This is a genomic window from Dyella thiooxydans (assembly GCF_001641285.1).
Taxonomy (GTDB): Bacteria; Pseudomonadota; Gammaproteobacteria; order Xanthomonadales; family Rhodanobacteraceae; genus Dyella_A; species Dyella_A thiooxydans.
Genome location: NZ_CP014841.1, coordinates 4,091,486 through 4,108,483 on the forward strand (window position 1 = coordinate 4,091,486; position 16,998 = coordinate 4,108,483).

The 16,998-nt window shown below is 68.2% G+C and carries 16 protein-coding genes; 8 read left to right on the forward strand and 8 right to left on the reverse strand.

The window, feature by feature from the left end:
- The first annotated feature begins 17 nt into the window (after nucleotides 1–17).
- From ATSB10_RS18285 to ATSB10_RS18295, 3 genes are read left to right on the forward strand one after another with little or no spacing between them, the layout of a single operon-like run.
- Nucleotides 18–959, forward strand: coding sequence for an SPFH domain-containing protein (locus ATSB10_RS18285; protein ID WP_063674141.1), 942 nt, complete (start codon nucleotides 18–20; stop codon nucleotides 957–959).
- Between the two features lie 19 nt (nucleotides 960–978).
- The gene (locus ATSB10_RS18290) at nucleotides 979–1,425 is read left to right on the forward strand and encodes an NfeD family protein (protein ID WP_063674142.1); all 447 of its coding nucleotides are present in this window, start codon (nucleotides 979–981) and stop codon (nucleotides 1,423–1,425) included.
- A gap of 37 nt (nucleotides 1,426–1,462) precedes the next feature.
- Entirely contained in the window at nucleotides 1,463–2,746 is a 1,284-nt protein-coding gene (locus tag ATSB10_RS18295; protein ID WP_063674143.1) for a threonine/serine exporter family protein, read from the forward strand.
- Between the two features lie 74 nt (nucleotides 2,747–2,820).
- Here the strand turns inward: ATSB10_RS18295 and ATSB10_RS18300 are convergent, their stop codons facing one another.
- The 3 genes from ATSB10_RS18300 to ATSB10_RS18310 form a co-directional block, all read right to left on the reverse strand.
- Nucleotides 2,821–3,147 carry an H-NS histone family protein gene (locus ATSB10_RS18300; protein ID WP_017464016.1) on the reverse strand — a complete coding sequence of 109 codons (327 nt, stop codon included), beginning with the start codon at nucleotides 3,145–3,147 and terminating at the stop codon, nucleotides 2,821–2,823.
- A 293-nt stretch (nucleotides 3,148–3,440) separates the two neighbouring features.
- Nucleotides 3,441–5,138, reverse strand: coding sequence for a proline--tRNA ligase (locus ATSB10_RS18305; RefSeq protein ID WP_063674144.1), 1,698 nt, complete (start codon nucleotides 5,136–5,138; stop codon nucleotides 3,441–3,443).
- 78 nt (nucleotides 5,139–5,216) lie between these two features.
- On the reverse strand, nucleotides 5,217–5,651 hold the full coding sequence (locus ATSB10_RS18310; protein WP_063674145.1) for a DUF4124 domain-containing protein: 435 nt from the start codon (nucleotides 5,649–5,651) through the stop codon (nucleotides 5,217–5,219).
- A 106-nt stretch (nucleotides 5,652–5,757) separates the two neighbouring features.
- Here ATSB10_RS18310 and pssA point away from each other — a divergent pair, with 106 nt between their 5' ends.
- The 4 genes from pssA to ATSB10_RS18330 are packed head-to-tail and all read left to right on the forward strand — an operon-like array spanning nucleotide 5,758 to nucleotide 8,251.
- Nucleotides 5,758–6,534, forward strand: coding sequence for a CDP-diacylglycerol--serine O-phosphatidyltransferase (gene pssA, locus ATSB10_RS18315; RefSeq protein ID WP_063674575.1), 777 nt, complete (start codon nucleotides 5,758–5,760; stop codon nucleotides 6,532–6,534).
- An 11-nt stretch (nucleotides 6,535–6,545) separates the two neighbouring features.
- Entirely contained in the window at nucleotides 6,546–7,019 is a 474-nt protein-coding gene (locus ATSB10_RS18320; RefSeq protein WP_063674146.1) for a hypothetical protein, read from the forward strand.
- Between the two features lies 1 nt (nucleotide 7,020).
- The gene (gene rimI / locus ATSB10_RS18325) at nucleotides 7,021–7,500 is read left to right on the forward strand and encodes a ribosomal protein S18-alanine N-acetyltransferase (RefSeq protein ID WP_063674147.1); all 480 of its coding nucleotides are present in this window, start codon (nucleotides 7,021–7,023) and stop codon (nucleotides 7,498–7,500) included.
- A gap of 58 nt (nucleotides 7,501–7,558) precedes the next feature.
- Nucleotides 7,559–8,251 carry a class I SAM-dependent methyltransferase gene (locus tag ATSB10_RS18330; RefSeq protein ID WP_063674148.1) on the forward strand — a complete coding sequence of 231 codons (693 nt, stop codon included), beginning with the start codon at nucleotides 7,559–7,561 and terminating at the stop codon, nucleotides 8,249–8,251.
- Between the two features lie 87 nt (nucleotides 8,252–8,338).
- Here the strand turns inward: ATSB10_RS18330 and ATSB10_RS18335 are convergent, their stop codons facing one another.
- The gene (locus tag ATSB10_RS18335) at nucleotides 8,339–11,248 is read right to left on the reverse strand and encodes a valine--tRNA ligase (RefSeq protein ID WP_063674149.1); all 2,910 of its coding nucleotides are present in this window, start codon (nucleotides 11,246–11,248) and stop codon (nucleotides 8,339–8,341) included.
- Nucleotides 11,249–11,467: 219 nt separating this feature from the next.
- On the opposite strand from ATSB10_RS18335, the gene ATSB10_RS18340 reads away from it, so the two are divergent.
- A complete protein-coding gene (locus ATSB10_RS18340) occupies nucleotides 11,468–12,391 on the forward strand; it encodes a glycoside hydrolase family 16 protein (protein ID WP_236886457.1) in 924 nt (307 codons plus the stop codon).
- On the opposite strand, the gene ATSB10_RS18345 is transcribed toward ATSB10_RS18340, so the two are convergent.
- The 4 genes from ATSB10_RS18345 to ATSB10_RS18360 are packed head-to-tail and all read right to left on the reverse strand — an operon-like array spanning nucleotide 12,355 to nucleotide 16,928.
- Entirely contained in the window at nucleotides 12,355–13,899 is a 1,545-nt protein-coding gene (locus tag ATSB10_RS18345; protein WP_063674150.1) for a chemotaxis protein CheW, read from the reverse strand. The genes ATSB10_RS18340 and ATSB10_RS18345 overlap by 37 nt on opposite strands.
- A 12-nt stretch (nucleotides 13,900–13,911) precedes the next feature.
- A complete protein-coding gene (locus tag ATSB10_RS18350; protein ID WP_063674151.1) occupies nucleotides 13,912–14,385 on the reverse strand; it encodes a chemotaxis protein CheD in 474 nt (157 codons plus the stop codon).
- On the reverse strand, nucleotides 14,382–15,218 hold the full coding sequence (locus tag ATSB10_RS18355; protein ID WP_083966291.1) for a CheR family methyltransferase: 837 nt from the start codon (nucleotides 15,216–15,218) through the stop codon (nucleotides 14,382–14,384). The genes ATSB10_RS18350 and ATSB10_RS18355 overlap by 4 nt, the downstream gene beginning before the upstream one ends.
- A 12-nt stretch (nucleotides 15,219–15,230) precedes the next feature.
- Nucleotides 15,231–16,928, reverse strand: a complete 1,698-nt coding sequence (locus tag ATSB10_RS18360; protein WP_063674152.1) for a methyl-accepting chemotaxis protein — start codon at nucleotides 16,926–16,928, stop codon at nucleotides 15,231–15,233.
- Nucleotides 16,929–16,998: the final 70 nt, after the last annotated feature.

Here is a 16,998-nt window from a genome sequence, read left to right on the forward strand (position 1 = left end):
GGAGGAAGGGGGTTGTGATGGGACAGATACTCGCGCTGGTCGTCGTCATCGTGGTGGTCATCGTGATCACCAAGCTCGTGCGCATCGTGCCGCAGGGCTTCGAATGGACGGTCGAGACCTTCGGCAAATACACCCGGACGCTGTCGCCCGGCCTGCACCTGCTGGTGCCGGTCTACCAGTCGGTCGGCCGCAAGATCAACATGATGGAGCAGGTGCTGGACGTGCCCAGCCAGGATGTCATCACCAAGGACAATGCGGTGGTACGCGTCGACGGCGTGGTGTTCTACCAGGTGCTCGACGCGGCCAAGGCCGCCTATGAGGTGTCCAACCTGGAGCAGGCCTCGCTGGCGCTGGTGATGACCAACATCCGCACCGTGCTCGGCTCGATGGACCTGGACGAATCGTTGAGCAAGCGCGACGAGATCAATGCGCGCCTGCTCAGCGTGGTCGACGAGGCCACCCACCCGTGGGGCGTGAAGGTCAACCGCATCGAGATCAAGGACATCGCGCCGCCGCGCGACCTGGTCGACTCGATGGCCCGGCAGATGAAGGCCGAGCGCGAGAAGCGCGCCAACATCCTGGAGGCTGAGGGCTTCAAGCAGGCGGCGATCCTCAAGGCCGACGGCGAAAAGCAGAGCGCGATCCTGGCCGCCGAAGGCAAGCGGGAGGCGGCGTTCCGCGAGGCCGAGGCGCGCGAGCGGCTGGCCGCGGCGGAAGCCAAGGCGACCACCCTGGTCTCCGACGCGATCGCCGGCGGCAACGTCAACGCGTTGAACTACTTCGTCGCCAACAAGTACGTCGAGGCGCTGAAGGAAATGGCCAACTCACCCAACCAGAAGATGCTGCTGCTGCCGATGGAGGCCACCGGCATCCTCGGTTCGCTGGCCGGCATCGCCGAGCTGGCCAAGGAGTCGCTGGGCCAGCAGCAGACCAAGTCCTCCATTCCGCCGCCGCGCTGAGTCGGCCTGGAGAGCGACCATGTGGAATCTATCCGCGCATTACCTCTGGTGGATCCTGGCCCTGCTGCTGATCGGCGGCGAAGTGCTGATCCCCGGCTATTTCCTGCTGTGGATCGGCATCGCGGCCGCGGCGATGGGCGTACTGCTGTGGCTGGTGCCGGGCATGGGCCTGCTGCTGCAGGCGGTGCTGTTCGCGGTGCTGGCGCTGGCCGCCTGCGTGTTCTACGCCCGCAAGCTGCGTCCGCGCATCGAGCGCAGCGCGCCGGGCAGCGAGCGCCTCAACCGCCGTGCCGAACAGATGATCGGCCAGCGCTACGTGCTCAGCGAGGCTATCGTCAACGGCCGCGGCAAGGCGCGCGTGGGTGACGGCCAGTGGCTGGTGGCCGGCCCGGAGTTGCCGGTCGGTGCCACGGTGGAGGTGGTGGCCGTGGACGGCACCACCCTGCAGGTGCGTTCCGCGGCATGAGCGGGTGGAGTCCGGCCAGGACCGGAGCGCGCGCGGCATGAGCGCCGTCGTCCCCGTCGCTGCATCGGCCGATTTCTCCACGGCTGCGCTGAACACGCGGATCAGCTTCCTGGTGGAGCTGGCGCGCCGCCTGCACCAGTACGGCACCACCGCGCCCCGGCTGGAGATGGCGATCGCCCGCTCGGCGCAGCAGATGGGACTGGCCGCCGACGTCTGGTCCAGTCCCACCGCGATCATCATTTCGTTCTCCGACCTGGCCCAGGGCGACGAGGGGCTGGCGCAGGTCACCCAGGTGATGCGGCTGCCGCCGGGCGACGTGAACCTGGCGCGGTTGTGCGAGGCGGACGAAATCGCCGACCGCGTGATGTCCGGGGAGATCGAGCTGCGCGAGGGCTTCCGCCTGCTGCGGCTGCTCGGCCTGCCTGATACACGGCGGGCGCAGGCCGGCGTGGTGGCCAGCTACGGGCTGTCCGCCGCCTGCGTGGTGGGCCTGCTGCTGCACAGCTCGTGGGCGGACCTGCTGGCCTCGGGGCTGATCGGGCTGGTGATCGGCGCGATCACCATCCTCGCTGCCAGCCGGCCGCGGCTGGCGGCGGCCAGCGATGCGATCTGCGCGCTGGTGGCGACCACCATCGCGATCCTGGTCAGTGCCTACGTGGTGCCGCTGGCGGTGAAGTCGGTAGTGCTGGCGGGGCTGATCGTGCTGGTGCCGGGCATGTCGCTGACCACCGCCGTGCGCGAGATCTCCAGCCAGCACCTGGTGTCGGGGGTGGCGCGCATGGGTGGGGCGATCTCCACGTTGCTCAAGCTCACCTTCGGCACCGTGGCGGCGACCCAGCTGTGCGGGGCGTTGGGCATCGATCCGGGGACCTATGCATTGCCGCCACTTCCGGGCTGGGTCGATTATCCGTCGCTGCTGCTGGGCGCATTCGGCTTCGCGATCCTGTTTCGCGCCGCGCGCCGCGACTGGCCAGTGGTGATCGGTGCGGTGCTGGTGGGTTATCTGGCCACGCGCTGGGGAGGATTGATTTCCGGCTCCATTCCGGGGGCGCCGTTCGGCGTATTCCTGGGCGGGTTCCTGCTGGGTTCGATCGCCAATCTCTACGCCCGCTGGATGCATCGCCCCGGTGCGGTGATCCGCGAGCCCGGGATTATCCTGCTGGTGCCCGGAAGCGTGGGATTCCGCAGCGTGTCCTATCTGTTCGAGCGGGATACCGTGCTGGGACTGGATACCGGCGTACTACTGCTGACCCTGCTCGTTTCACTGGTGGCGGGGCTGCTTTTCGGCGATCTGCTGGTATCGTCGCGGCGTTCGCTCTAGCGCCTGTCTCCCGCGAAAAACAAAACGCCGGCGCGAAGGCCGGCGTTCCGCGGTTTCAATGGACCGTGCGGCGATCAGATCGCCAGATCCTTTTCCTTCTTGCCGGCCTTCAGCGCGTCGTTGAACCAGCGCGGGCGCTTGCCACGGCCGGACCAGGTCTGCTCGGGATTGGCAGGATTGCGGTACTTCGGGGCCACCGTGGTCTTGGCGCGACGCACCTTGCCGCCACGGGCGGAACCGAAGATGTCGTCGAAGGTGTAACCCTCGGCCTTGATCAGCGCGTGGACCTTCTCGCGCAGCTTGCCGACCTTTTCCTTGCGCAGTTCTTCCTGGCGGGTCTGCGCTTTGGCGATCAGGTCGTTGAGCTGGTTGTGGTTGAGATTCTTGATATCGACGGCCATGGACAACTCCGCGTTGGAATATTCAATTGACTGGTTTTGGTATCGCCATTAAGGCGATTGCGCCATCCTGATGCGGCACGCATTCTCCCGTAATAGATGGCGATTTGCAAAATATTCGTGCCGGCGTGATGGAATCGTCTTTACGGATGTTACCTGCCGCGTTTGCCAATAAAGCCGATGCGGCCGGATTATCCGGGTGCTGGTGACGGTGTGCGTGGGGATTATCAGGCGGCATCCGGCACGCAATAAAAAAGCCGCCCGAAGGCGGCTTTTCATTTGCAGTGTGCTGGCAATCAGCCAAATAGCCGAAGCAGTTCGTCCACCGTGACCTGGCGGCTCTCGGCCGCGTCGCGCGCGCGGTATTCCAGCGTGCCGGCGGCCACCCCGCGTTCGCTCACCACCACGCGGTGCGGAATGCCGATCAGCTCCATGTCCGCGAACATCGCGCCCGGGCGCAGGCCGCGATCGTCCAGCACCACCTCGATACCGCGGGCGGCCAGCTCCGAATAGAGCGATTCGGCGGCCGCGGTGACCTCGGCCTGGCCCTTGGGATTGATCATGCACACCGCCACGCGCCAGGGCGCCATCGGCTCCGGCCAGAGGATGCCGGCGTCGTCGTGGCGCTGTTCGATCGCGGCGGCCACGATGCGGCTCACGCCGATGCCGTAGCAGCCCATCAGCATCACCTGTGCCTTGCCCTGGTCGTCGAGCACGGTGGCGTCCATCGCCTCGGCGTATTTGGAGCCGAGCTGGAACACGTGGCCAACCTCGATGCCGCGGGCGATCCGCAGCGTGCCCAGGCCATCCGGCGAGGGGTCGCCGGCGACCACCTGGCGGATGTCCTCCACCCGGGTGATGCGTGCGTCGCGCTCCCAGTTGGCACCGGTGTAGTGGGTGTCGTCGGTATTGCCGCCGCAGACGAAGTCGGCCAGCACGGCCGCGCTGCGATCGACGATCAACGGGATCGACTCCGGCAGGCCGACCGGGCCGATCGAGCCGGGCTTCGCGCCGATGGCGGCCACGATCTCCTCCTCGGACGCCATCACGATGTCGTCCGTCAGCTCGGGCAGCTTGTTGGCCTTCACCTCGTTGAACGCGTGGTCGCCGCGCAGGCACAGCGCGACCAGACCCTCGCGGCCCTTGACGATCAGCGTCTTCACGCACTGCGTCGCCGGCACCCTCAGGAAGGCGGAGACCTCGTCGATGGTTTTCTGCTTCGGCGTGTCGACGCGGGACAGGGCAGCGGACGGTGCCGGGCGCGCGATGGCGGGCGACAGCGCCTCGGCCTTCTCCACGTTGGCGGCATAGTCCGAGCCGTCGGAGAAGGCGATCACGTCCTCGCCGGAGTCGGCGATTACCTGGAACTCGTGGCTGGCGTTGCCGCCGATCGCGCCGGTGTCCGCCTGCACGGCGCGGAACTTCAGGCCAAGCCGGGTGAAGATGCGCCCATAGGCGTCGTACATTGCCTGGTAGGTCTGTGCCAGCGACTCCTGGCCGAGGTGGAAGGAGTAGGCGTCCTTCATCAGGAACTCGCGCGCGCGCATCACGCCGAAGCGGGGGCGGATCTCGTCGCGGAACTTGGTCTGGATCTGGTAGAAGTTGACCGGAAGCTGCTTGTAGCTCTTCAGTTCCTGGCGTGCGAAGTCGGTGATCACTTCCTCGGCGGTGGGCGCATAGCAGAAATCCTGCGCCTTGCGGTCGGCGATCTTCAGCAGTTGTCCGCCGAACTTCTCCCAGCGGCCGGTTTCCTCCCACAGCTCTCTCGGTTGCACCGTGGGCATCAGCATCTCGATTGCGCCGGCGCGGTCCATTTCCTCGCGCACGACCGCCTCGACCTTGCGCAGTACGCGCAGGCCGAGCGGGGTCCAGGTATAGAGGCCGGCCGCCAGCTTGCGGATCATGCCGGCGCGCAGCATCAGCTTGTGGCTGACCAGCTCGGCTTCGGCGGGGACTTCCTTGACGGTGGCCAGGTGGAATTGGCTGAGGCGCATGCGGGCGATCCGGCGTTCGGGGTAAAGGCGCCGATTATGCCAGCCGGAGGACCATCAGGGCTGTTCCCCCACCGGGGACTATTGCTGCTCGAGGCAATACTGCGAGTACTGCGCCTGGGCCGAGTCGGTCTGCGCCTTGCGCTGGTCGGCGTCGAGCAGCACCTGCTTTCCATTCTGCTGCATGACGACGGGGCCGTTGCCATGCAGGGCGGCGAGGTTGGTTTTCAGCGACGCGCAGAGCTTGGCCCGGTTGGCAGGCGTGTCCTGCATGGGCAGGTTCGAGGAAACGGCCTCCGGCCCCGTGTCGGCCGGCTGGCTACCGGTCGGCGCGGCCGCGGGCCTGGCCAGGGGTTCGGCATCGCCGGTCAGGGTGATGCGCTTGTATTTCGTCCCCGGAGGAGGGGCGGACTCGGTGTAATGCACCACGCCATGAGTATCGACCCATTTGTAAGCCTGGGCCGATACGCTGCAACTGGCGGCCAGCAGCAGGACGAACAGGGGGCGACGGAACATGGTGCTCTCCAGGGGCGCGGGTTCAGGCGCCTTTCGTATCACCGGCGCGGGCCGGACTCAAGCGCCGGTGTTCTACAATGCGCGCCAGCTTCCACTGGATCGGTCGATGAACCCCGACACGCCCGTACGACGGCCGCGCCACCGCGGCATCTACCTGCTGCCGAACCTGTTCACCACCGCGGCCATGTTCTCGGGGTTTTACGCCATCGTGGCGAGCATTGGGGGCCGTTACACCGAGGCGGCGATCGCGGTGTTCGTGGCCGCGCTGCTGGACGGCCTGGATGGCCGCGTGGCGCGCATGACCCACACGCAGAGCGAGTTCGGCGTGCAGTACGACTCGCTGTCCGACCTGGTCAGCTTCGGCCTGGCGCCGGCGCTGGTGATGTACACCTGGTCGCTGTCGGCCCTGCGCGAGTACGGGCCGATGTGGGGCAAGGTGGGCTGGGCAGCGGCGTTCATCTACGCCGCCTGCGGCGCGTTGCGGCTGGCCCGCTTCAACACCCAGGTGGCGGTGGTCGACAAGCGCTATTTTCAGGGTCTGGCCAGCCCGTCGGCTGCGGCCGTCTGCATGTCGTTCGTCTGGACCATGGAGAAGACCGGCATCGCCGGCAGCACCCTGTGCTTCGTCACGCCGGTACTGGCGATGGTGACCGGCCTGCTGATGGTCAGCCGATTCCGTTATTTCAGCTTCAAGTCGTTGCCGTGGACCGCCGGCGAGGGCGTGTCGTTCGTCTGGATGGTCGTGGCCGTGCTGGTACTGGTGCTGCTGGCGATCGATCCGCCGCGGCTGTTGCTGGCGGTGTTCTCCGCCTACCTGCTGTCCGGTCCGGTGCTGACCCTGTGGGGGCGTGCCACCCATCGCCGCGTCCGGCGGGGCACCTGAGGAGGCTGCCGATGCTCGATGCGCGCCGCCAGCAGGTCCTGCAGGCCATGGGCATCACGCCGTGGGTGCGTCGGGTGCGCGAGTCGGGCGCCCCGGCCGAGGAGCCGATGCTGGATGCGCCGGCGGTCGAACCACCGGTGGCGCGCTGCATCGTGGTGCTGCCGGCGCAGCTGCCGCCGCGGACCATGGACGTGCTGGGGCGGGCGCTGCAGGCGGCGGGCGCCGGGATCGCCCGGGCCGGGCGGGTGCTGGTGGCCGATGGCCAACCGCAGGGGCCCGTGCCGCATGCGCCGGCTTATCTCGTGTTCGGGCAGGCCCAGGCGCATGCGCTGGGGCGCGAGCTGCCGGCGGCGGTGATGAGCCAGGCACACATCGCCCTGGTCGATGCTCCGGAGGCGCTGTTCGCCGGTGCGCAGGGCAAGCGGCGGTTGTGGGCGGCGCTCAGACAGTTGCGTCGCGCACTGGCGGTGGCCGGAGCGGGCTAGCGTGGCCGTGGTGAGCCCGCCGGCGAGCGAGATCCGCGCCCTGCAGCCGCAGGATCTCGATGCCGTGGCCGCGCTGGAAGCGGAGTCCTACGAATTCCCCTGGAGCCGCGGCATCTTCTCCGACTGCCTGCGCGCGGGTCATCCGTGCTGGGTGCTGTGGGTTGAAGGGCAGATCGCCGGCTACGGCATCCTGTCGATCGCTGCCGGCGAGGCGCACGTGCTGAATCTTTGCATCGGCCGCCAGTGGCAGGGGCGCGGCCTGGGTCGGCGCCTGCTGATGCGTCTGCTCGACGTGATCCGCTGGAGCCGCGCCGAGCGCGTGTTCCTGGAAGTGCGTCCGTCCAATCCGGTGGCGCAGAGCCTGTACCGTTCGGTGGGGTTCACCGAGATCGGTCGGCGTCCCCGTTATTACCCGGCGCGCGAAGGCCGCGAGGACGCCATCGTGATGGAGCTGGTGCTCGGTCTCGACCACACGGGTTGAGTCGCCTCGTGCCCGCGGCCCATCTCGATCATTTCTCCGGATGTTGAAGAGGTATTGCATGACCGCTGGCGGGACCTATTCGACCAACTGGTTCGAGCACAACGTACCCCACTGGGAGCGCTGGCTCGCTTCATTGCGCGGTCGGTCCGGGCTGCGGGCCCTGGAGATCGGCAGCTTCGAGGGGCGTTCGACGGTCTGGCTGTGCGAGAACGTGCTGACCGCCGCCGACGCGACGATCGATTGCGTCGACCTGTTCCAGCACGACCCGGTCTACGGCGACTACCACGCACGGTTCCGGCAGAACACGGCGCGCTGGCGCGAACGTATCCGCGAGCTTCCCGGACGAAGCTACGAGGCGCTCAAGCGGCTCGACGGCCCGTACGACCTCGTCTACGTGGACGGCTGGCACTCGGCGTTCGGTGCCCTGGCCGACGGCGTGATGGCCTGGCCGATGCTTCGCGTCGGCGGCGTGATGATCTTCGACGACTACCTGTGGGTGCCGCCCAAGCTGGGCGCACCACCGCGGCCGGCATGGTGGCGGCGCAAGTGGGAAAAACTGCATGGGCGCGACTGGCGCAAATTTTCCCTGATGCGCCAGATCGAGACGGTGCGCCTGGATACGCCGAAGCTGGGCGTCGATGGCCTGCTCGCCACCCTGGAGGGGCACTACGAGTTGTTGGGCATCTCCAACCAGCTGGCGCTGCGCAAGACCCGGGGCTTCGACGCCGGCCAGGTTGGCCACGACACCTGACGTTCGGCCTCCGCGGCATCGAGCGGGCCAGGCGGCGCCATCCGTGCCCGGCCGCCGCTGCCCGTTGCGGGCGGCGCCCGCGATCGATCAGCCGAGCTTGGCCGCCTGCTCGCGCAGCGCAGCCAGCGTGGTGTTCCAGTCGACGATGCGCTGGCGCTCCTGCGCCACCACCTCGGCCGGCGCATTGGCGACGAAGTTGGCGTTGCCGAGCTTGCCCTCGCACTTCTTGATCTCGCCCTCGATGCGGCCGATCTCCTTGGCCAGGCGCACCTTCTCGGCGGTGAGGTCGATCAGGCCGGCCAGCGGGATCAGCACGCGCAGGCTGCCGACCACCGCGGCCGCAGCAGCCGGCTCGTCGGCACCGGCCTCGATCCACTGCGGTGGCTCGACGCGGGCGAGGAAGGCGATCTGCGTGGCGAACTTGGCTGCGCGGGCGCGATCGGAGGCGTCGCCGTCGGCGAGCAGCAGCGGGATCGTCTTGCCCGGCGCGATGTTCATCTCCGCGCGGATCCTGCGCACGCCGGAGAGCACCGCCTTGAACCACTCGATCTCCGCCGTGGCGGCCTCGTCGGCGGCGATGGCGTCGGCCTGCGGCCAGGGGCGCAGGATCAGCTCGGCCTCGGTCAGCCCCAGCTTCGGACCCACCGATTGCCAGATTTCTTCCGTGATGAACGGGATGATCGGGTGCAGCGCGCGCAGCACGGTCTCCAGTACCACCAGCAGGGTGTGGCGGGTGGAGGCGGCCGCGGTGGCGTCGTCGCCGTTGAGCGCCGGCTTGGACAGCTCCAGGAACCAGTCGCAGTACTCGTTCCAGACGAACTCGTACAGCGCCTGCGCGAGCAGGTCGAAGCGGTAGCTGGTGAAGTGCTGCTCGACCTCGCCCAGGGTCTGCTTCAGGCGGGTCAGGATCCAGCGCTCGGCCTCGGTGGCCGGGCCGCCGGTCGGGGCCTCGATGCGCCCCTCGGGGAGGTTCATCAGCACGAAGCGGGCGGCGTTCCACAGCTTGTTGCAGAACGCCTTGTAGCCCTCGGCGCGCTTGATGTCGAAGTTGATCGTGCGGCTGTAGCTGGCCAGCGCGGCGAAGGTGAAGCGCAGCGCGTCGGTACCGATCGCGGTGATGCCGTCGGGGTAGTCGCGGCGCACGCGCTTCTCGACCTTCTCGCGTTCCTGCGGTAGCAGCAGGCTCTTGGTCGACTTGGCCACCAGCGGGTCCAGTGCGATGCCGTCGATCAGGTCCAGCGGGTCCAGCGTGTTGCCCTTGGACTTGGACATCTTCTGGCCTTCGGCATCGCGCACGATGGCGTTGATGTACACCTCGCGGAACGGCACGCGGCCGGTGAAATACTTGGTCGCCATCACCATGCGGGCGACCCAGAAGAAGATGATGTCGAAGCCGGTGACCAGCACCGCGCTGGGCAGGAACTGCTGGTCCTGCGCCCAGTTCGCGACCACCTCGCCACGCTCGTTGGTGACCGGGCCGTCCAGCGGCCAGCCCAGGGTGGAGAACGGCCACAGCGCCGAGCTGAACCAGGTGTCGAGCACGTCCTCGTCGCGGCGCAGCGCGCCGACCGGCGCGGTGGCGGCGTGTGCGACCGCGTCGGCCTCGTCCTCGCCGACGAAGATGTTGCCGGCCTCGTCGTACCACGCCGGGATCTGGTGGCCCCACCAGAGCTGTCGGCTGACGCACCAGTCCTGGATGTTCTCCAGCCACTGCGTGTAGGTGGTGCTCCAGTTCTCCGGCACGAACTTGATGTCGCCGCCGCGCACCGCTTCGAGCGCCGGCTCGGTGATCGCCTTGCGCCCACCCGGGCGGCCGTCGGGCAGGGTGTCGCGGGTGAGGTCGAGGAACCACTGGTCGGTGAGCATCGGCTCGATCACCACGCCCGAGCGCTGGCTCACCGGCACCTTCAGCTTGTGCGGCTTGGTCTCGACCAGCAGGCCTTGTGCTTCCAGATCGGCCAGCACCGCCCTGCGGGCATCAAACCGGTCCAGACCCTGGTACTTCGCCGGGATTCCGATGTCTGTCGCGGTATCGAAATAGTTCGAGCGGGCTCGCTTCGCTCCGACTTTCGAGCTCCGCGCAGCCCAGTCGCTGTCACTGATGACCTTCCCATCCAGCGTGAAGATGTTGAACTGGGGCAGTGACTTTCGTTGCCCCATCGCGTAGTCGTTGAAATCGTGCGCGGGGGTGATCTTCACGCAGCCGGTGCCGAACTCGCGGTCGACGTAGTCGTCGGCGATCACCGGGATCTGCCGGCCGGTCAGCGGCAAGGTGAGGCTCTTGCCGACCAGGTGGGCATAGCGCTCGTCCTCCGGATGCACCGCCACGGCGACGTCGCCGAGCATGGTTTCCGGACGGGTGGTGGCGACCACCAGGCTCTCGTCGCTGCCGGTGACCGGATAGCGGATCGACCACAGGTGGCCGTCGCGCTCGACGTTGTCCACCTCCAGGTCGGACACCGCAGTGCCCAGCGCCGGGTCCCAGTTGACCAGGCGGTTGCCGCGGTAGATCAGGCCGGCGCGGTACCAGTCGACGAACACCTTGCGCACGGCGGCCGACAGGCCCTCGTCCATGGTGAAGCGCTCGCGCGACCAGTCGGCGGCCACGCCCAGGCGGCGCATCTGGCGGGTGATGGTGGAGCCGGACTCCTCCTTCCACTCCCACACGCGCTCGACGAAGGCCTCGCGGCCCAGGTCGTGGCGGCTCCTGCCCTCGGCGGCGAGCTGGTTCTCGACGATCTTCTGCGTGGCGATGCCGGCATGGTCGGTGCCGACCTGCCACAGCGTGTTCATGCCGCGCATGCGCTGGTAGCGCACCAGCATGTCCATCACCGTCTGCTGGAAGGCATGGCCCATGTGCAGGGTGCCGGTGACGTTCGGCGGCGGCAGCAGGATGCAGTACGGATCGCCCTGGCCGGACGGCTTGAACACGCCGCTGGCCTCCCAGCGGGCATACCAGGTGGACTCGATCTGGGCGGGTTCGAAGCTCTTTTCCATGGGGACTCGCTGGCGGCGCGCAGCGGATGCCGCGCGCAGGTTGGACGCAAAGGCGGCCATTGTACGGGCCCGACCCGGGGCTGCCAAAACGCGGCCGTCACGGTCGAAGCGTGCGCCGGATGCGCTTCCCGGGGTAGCGGGAGTGCCAGAATCGGGCCCGTGCGGACGGTCCGCCGGGAACAGGGTGTGGTTGTGAAGTCAGTGGAACAGGGGCGGCGCATGCCGCGGTCGCGGGTCTGGCAGGTGGTGTTGCTGGGGGTGCTGTTGGCTCTGCCCGTGCTGCGGGCACGGGCCGTCGTGCCGGCCATGCCCGGCTGGCAGGCGGTGTTCAGCGACGACTTCAACGGCGCGGCCGGGCAGCGGCCCGATCCGGCGCGCTGGAAGTTCGACCTCGGCCACAACTACCCGGGCGGTCCGGCGCACTGGGGCACCCACGAGGTGCAGCGCTACACCGACGACCCGGCCAACGTCAGCCTGGACGGTCGCGGTCATCTGCGGATCACCCCGCTGCGCGGGCCCGATGGCGAGTGGACCTCGGCGCGTATCGAGACCTGGCGCGACGATTTCCGCCCGCCGGAGGGCGGCGTGCTGCGCATGGAGGCCCGCCTGCGCATGCCGCAGGTCAGCGGCGAGGCGGCGCTGGGCTACTGGCCGGCCTTCTGGGCACTGGGCGAAAGCTTCCGCCGTCTCGGCATCTGGCCGCAGTCCGGCGAGTTCGACATCATGGAGAACGTCAACGGGCTGAACCTGGTGTGGGGCACCCTGCACTGCGGGGTGATTCCGGATGGCCCCTGTGACGAGCCCAACGGCATCGGCCAGCACGCTGCCTGCGAGGGTCCCAGCTGCCAGGACGGCTTCCACACCTTCACCTTCGAATGGGACCGCAGCGTCGTGCCGGAGGCGCTGCGCTGGTACCTCGACGGCAAGTTGTACGGCGTGATCACCCGCGACCGGCTGCCGCCGGTCACCTGGCAGCAGATCACCGGCCAGCGCGGCTATTTCCTGCTGCTGGATGTGGCGATGGGCGGCGACTTCGCCTATGCCATCTCCGGTGGGCGCGACACCCCGACGTCGGCCACCGAGCCCGGCCACCCGATGGTGGTGGACTACGTGGCGGTGTGGACCCGCACCGGCTCGCCCTGAGCGTCCGCGGTGCCGGCAATCCGCTGCAGCAGCGGCGTGGCGTCCAGCAGCAGCACGGTGCCGTGCTCGGGCAGTTCGGCCACCTCGTGCAGGTCCCGTTGCAGCTCGGGATGCAGGTGGTGCGAGACCAGCGCCGGCACCCGCAGTTTTTCGGCGCGGTCGATGCCCAGGATGCTCTGCACCGAGTCGGCCACCAGGCCGTACTTCGCGCAGGCGTGGTCGACGATGAGGATCCTGCATGCCGCTGGATCGGCGGCGGCCTCCATGCCGTAGAGCGTGCGCAGGTCGATCACGGTGATCAGCTTCTGCCGCAGGTTCAGCACGCCGCGCACGAAAGCCGGTGCGCCGGGCGGACGCATCAGTGACGGGTCGTAGTCGATCACTTCGCACAACTGCTCGATGCGCAGGCCCATCAGGCGGTCGAGCCGGAAGGTCACCCAGGTCTCGCGCAGGCGCCGCTGGCCGGCCTGCGCCGCGGCTGCCTCGTCCGCAGCCACCAGGTAGAGATCGCGATGTCCGGTGGCCAGGTGGGCCAGGAACGGATCGGCATGCAGCGCCGGTGCGTCGACCAGGGCCAGGTCGTCCTGGTCGCTGTCCTGGCGGCTGATGCAGCCGGCAACCAGTCCGGTCTGCCCCTCGATCGGCGGCATCGGCAGCACCTGGGCATCGAGGTAGCCGACGATGCTGTCGACCTCGTCGACCCGCAGGCCGAGGTAGGACTCGTCCTGGCGCAGTACCAGCACCCGCCGCAGGTCCCCGCCATCGTCCGCGGCCGTCTCGGTTGCGTCACTGGCCAGACCGAGGAAGCGGGCGAAGTCGATCACCGGTACCGGGCGGCCACGCAGGTGTACGCGGCCCAGGCAACGATCGTCGGCGAGCACCGAGTGCTCCAGTGCGGGCAGCCGGATGATTTCGTGGATCGCCGCCATCGGCAGGGCCATGTGGCGGCCGCCGGCACGGAACGACACCGCCTGGCGCCGACGTCCCTGGGCCAGGCGACGCTGGCGCGCCTGCTCGGCCAGGTCCGGGTTCAGCACCTGCGGCAGGCCGGGGAGCCGGGTCAGTGCGTCGGCCGAGAGCACCTGCAGGATGCGCTCGCCCAGGTGGAACGCGCTTTCGATCAGGCCCAGCGACTCGCTGCCGTGCCGGAACGGCACCACCTGGCCGGCCGGCAGCCGCAGCATTTCGCCGGTGCGGTCGAACAGCACGCCCAGTCGCGCCTCGCCGCTGGCGACCACGGCGATGCGTGCGTCGCTGCGATCGGCCGCTTCGGCCAGCCCCATGAACCGGCCGAGGTCGGCCAGCGGGATCAGCATGCCGCGCAGGTTGAACAGGCCGAGCAGGTGCGGCGGTGCCAGTGGCACGCGGGTGATCGCGGCGGGAAAGGGCACGACTTCCTGCAGCGCGCCGATCGGCAGCGCCAGTTCGAATTCGCCCAGATGGAACGAGCCGAACAGCTGCATCGCGTCCTGCGGGGCGGGGGAGGGCGGAGCGGCCGGACTGTCCATGCGCGGGCTTCCTCAGTCGATGCGTTCGAAGGTACGCACCGAGTACTGCCGGGTGCGGCAGTCGATGCTCAGTTGGCGGCCGTGGGTGCCGCCGGTGTCGGTGTGCACGACGCGGATGCCGGCCCGGGCCAGCAGGCGTTGCGCCATCTGCGTGTTCTGCTCGCCGATCAGGCCGTAAGGCGCCGGCCGGTCGTGCCTGACCATGCAGGCGCCGCCGGCGACGACGGCCTCGAGCTGGCCGTAGTCGGCCGGTTCGGCGCCGATCAGGCGCAACAGGGCGGGCAGTGTGTCGGTGACGTACTTGGCCGAGGGCTGCCCCTGGCCGCTGGGCGGTTCGGGCAGCAGGCAGTGCGCCAGCGCGCAGCGCTCGCGCTGGTGCCAGAGCAGGCCGATGCCGACGCAGGAGCCCAGCGTGGTGCGCAGGATCTCGTGGCCGTGGCCGGCGCGCATCTCGCACATCTTCACGTGGACGTCGCAGCCGTTCACACCGGCGGACGATCGTTGCGGTAGATCAGCGGCTGCTGGTAGGCGAAGCCGGTGCGCAGGCGGTTGAGCGATTCGGACTCGCCCACCAGCAGCACGGCCCGGGGCGACATCGACTGGCGCACGTTCTCCAGTACCGTCTCCTGGCCGGACTCGTCGAAGTAGATCAACACATTGCGCAACAGCACCAGGTCGAAGCGGGTGGGCTCCTCCAGTCGCTGGTACAGGTTGTGCGTGCGGAAATTCACCGCCGCGCGGAGCATGGGCGAGGCGGTGTAGACCTCGTCGACGCCGAGGAAATACTTCTCCAGCATCGCCGGGCGCACCTTGCGCAGGCCGTCGATGTTGCGGCCCAGATAGTGGCCCGCGCGCCCGGTTTCCAGCACGCCGGCAGCGATGTCGGTGCCCAGGATGCGGTAGCGGAAGTCCGGATGCTTCTCGCGGAACTCCTCGCACAGCATCGCCAGCGAGTAGGCCTCCTCGCCGGTGGAGGCGGCCGCCGACCAGATCTGCAGCGCATCGCCCGGATGGGCGGCGTGCCAGGCCGGCAGGAAGCCGTGCCACAGGTAGTCCCAGATCCGTGGCGTGCGGAAGAACGAGGTCTCGTTGGTGGTGACCAGGTCGATGAACCGGCCGACCTCGTCGTTGGAGCTGTCCAGCACGGCGAGGTAATCGCCGTAGTTCGACAGCGACAGCGCCTGCAGGCGCCGGCGCAGGCGGCCCTGCAGCAGGGTCCACTTGCGCTCGGCCATGGCAATGCCGGTGTGCCGGCGCACCCGGGCGAACAATGCCGCCTGGATGGCCGGATCGACGGTGACCTCGGTCTCGAGCATCATCGGTTCGCTCCGTTACACCGCGAAATGGTTGACGGTGGTGTTGAGTCCACTCGCTTCCTGCATCAGCTCGCCGCAGGCGCGGGCGATGTTGTCGCAGGTGGCGGCGGTCTTTTCGGTCTCTTCGGCGATGTGCTGCACGGCATTGGCCACTTCACGGGCGGCCACGGCCTGCTCCTCGGCGCCGCAGGAGATCTCCGACATGGCCTGGGTGGTGCGGGCCACGCCGAACACGATCTTGTCGAAGGCCTCCGCCGCTTCCCTGGAGATTTCGCTGCCCTGGGCGACGCGTCGGGTCGACTCGGTGATCAGCTTGGAGATCTCCTTGGCGGCCTGCGAGGAACGTTCGGCCAGCTTGCGCACCTCGTCGGCGACCACCGAGAAACCCAGCCCGTGCTCGCCGGCGCGGGCGGCTTCGATCGCCGCGTTGAAGGCCAGCAGGTTGGTCTGGCTGGCGATCTCGCCGATCACCTTGATGATCTCGCCGATGTCCTCGGACGACTTGTTGATCAGTCCCATCGCCTCGATCGACTTGTCGATCGCCTTGGCGCCGCGCTCGGCTTCGAGCTGGGTGTCCTTGGCCAGCAGGTCGGCGTTGCGGGCATTGCCGGCAATCGAGTTGATCGACGCGGTGAGCTCCTCGATGGTGGCGTTCATCTCCTCCACCGTGGCGCCCAGCAACTGCGCGCCGCTGGCCATGGAATTGGACTCCCCGGCGATCTCGGTCGAGGCCTGCGAGAAATGGCTGGCGCCGCCGATCACCTGGGCGATCACGTGGCGCAGGTCGCCCATCATCTGGCGGATGCCCGCGGCGAGCTGATCGATCGGCTCGTCGCCCTCGAGGGTGATCTCGCCGGTGAGGTCGCCCGCGGCCGCCTTGCGGACGGTGTCGAGCAACAGGTCGACCTTGCGCTGGTCCTCGGCGGCACGGCGCTTGACCGATTCCTCCAGTTCCACCTGGGCGGTGATGTCGGTGGCGAACTTGACCACCTTCTGCAGGCGGCCGGCCGAGTCGTACACCGGGTTGTAGCTGGCCTGCAGCCAGATCGGGCGACCGCCCTTGCCGACGCGGTGATACCGCCCCGAGTCGAACTCGCCGCTGCGCAGCTTTTCCCAGAAGGCGGTGTATTCGGGACTGGCCGCATGCGCCTCGTCGCAGAACATGCGGTGGTGCTTGCCGGCGATCTCCTCCAGCGTGTAGCCCACGGTGGCGAGGAAGTTGGCGTTGGCGACCAGTACGTGGCCGGAAGGATCGAACTCGATCACTGCCTGCGACTTGTCCAGCGCCGCCATCTTGCCCTGCACCTCGGCGGCCTGGTTGCGCGATGCGGTAATGTCGGTGGCGAACTTGATCACCTTGAACGGCTTGCCGTGGCTGTCCAGCACCGGGTTGTAGGAGGCATTGATCCACACCTCGCGGCCGTCCGCGGCGATACGCTTGTATTCGCCCTTGTCGAATTTGCCGCTGGCCAGCCGTTCCCAGAATTTCCGGTATTCGGCACTGGCGGCGTGGTCCGGATCGCAGAACATGCGGTGATGCTTGCCCTGCACGTCGCCCAGCGTGTACCCCATCAGCGCGAGGAAGTTGTCGTTCGCATCGAGAATCTTGCCCTTGAGGTCGAACTCGATCACGGCCTGCACGCGGTTCAGCGCGTCGCTGAGTGCACGCATTTCCTGCAGTTCCAACTGCGGTTCGGGTAGTTCCTTGCCCATGGTGTTTTCCTCTCGCTTCGGGTCGGTACACCTGAAGGGAAACGGGCTGGATGCCGGCGACGGCCAGTGG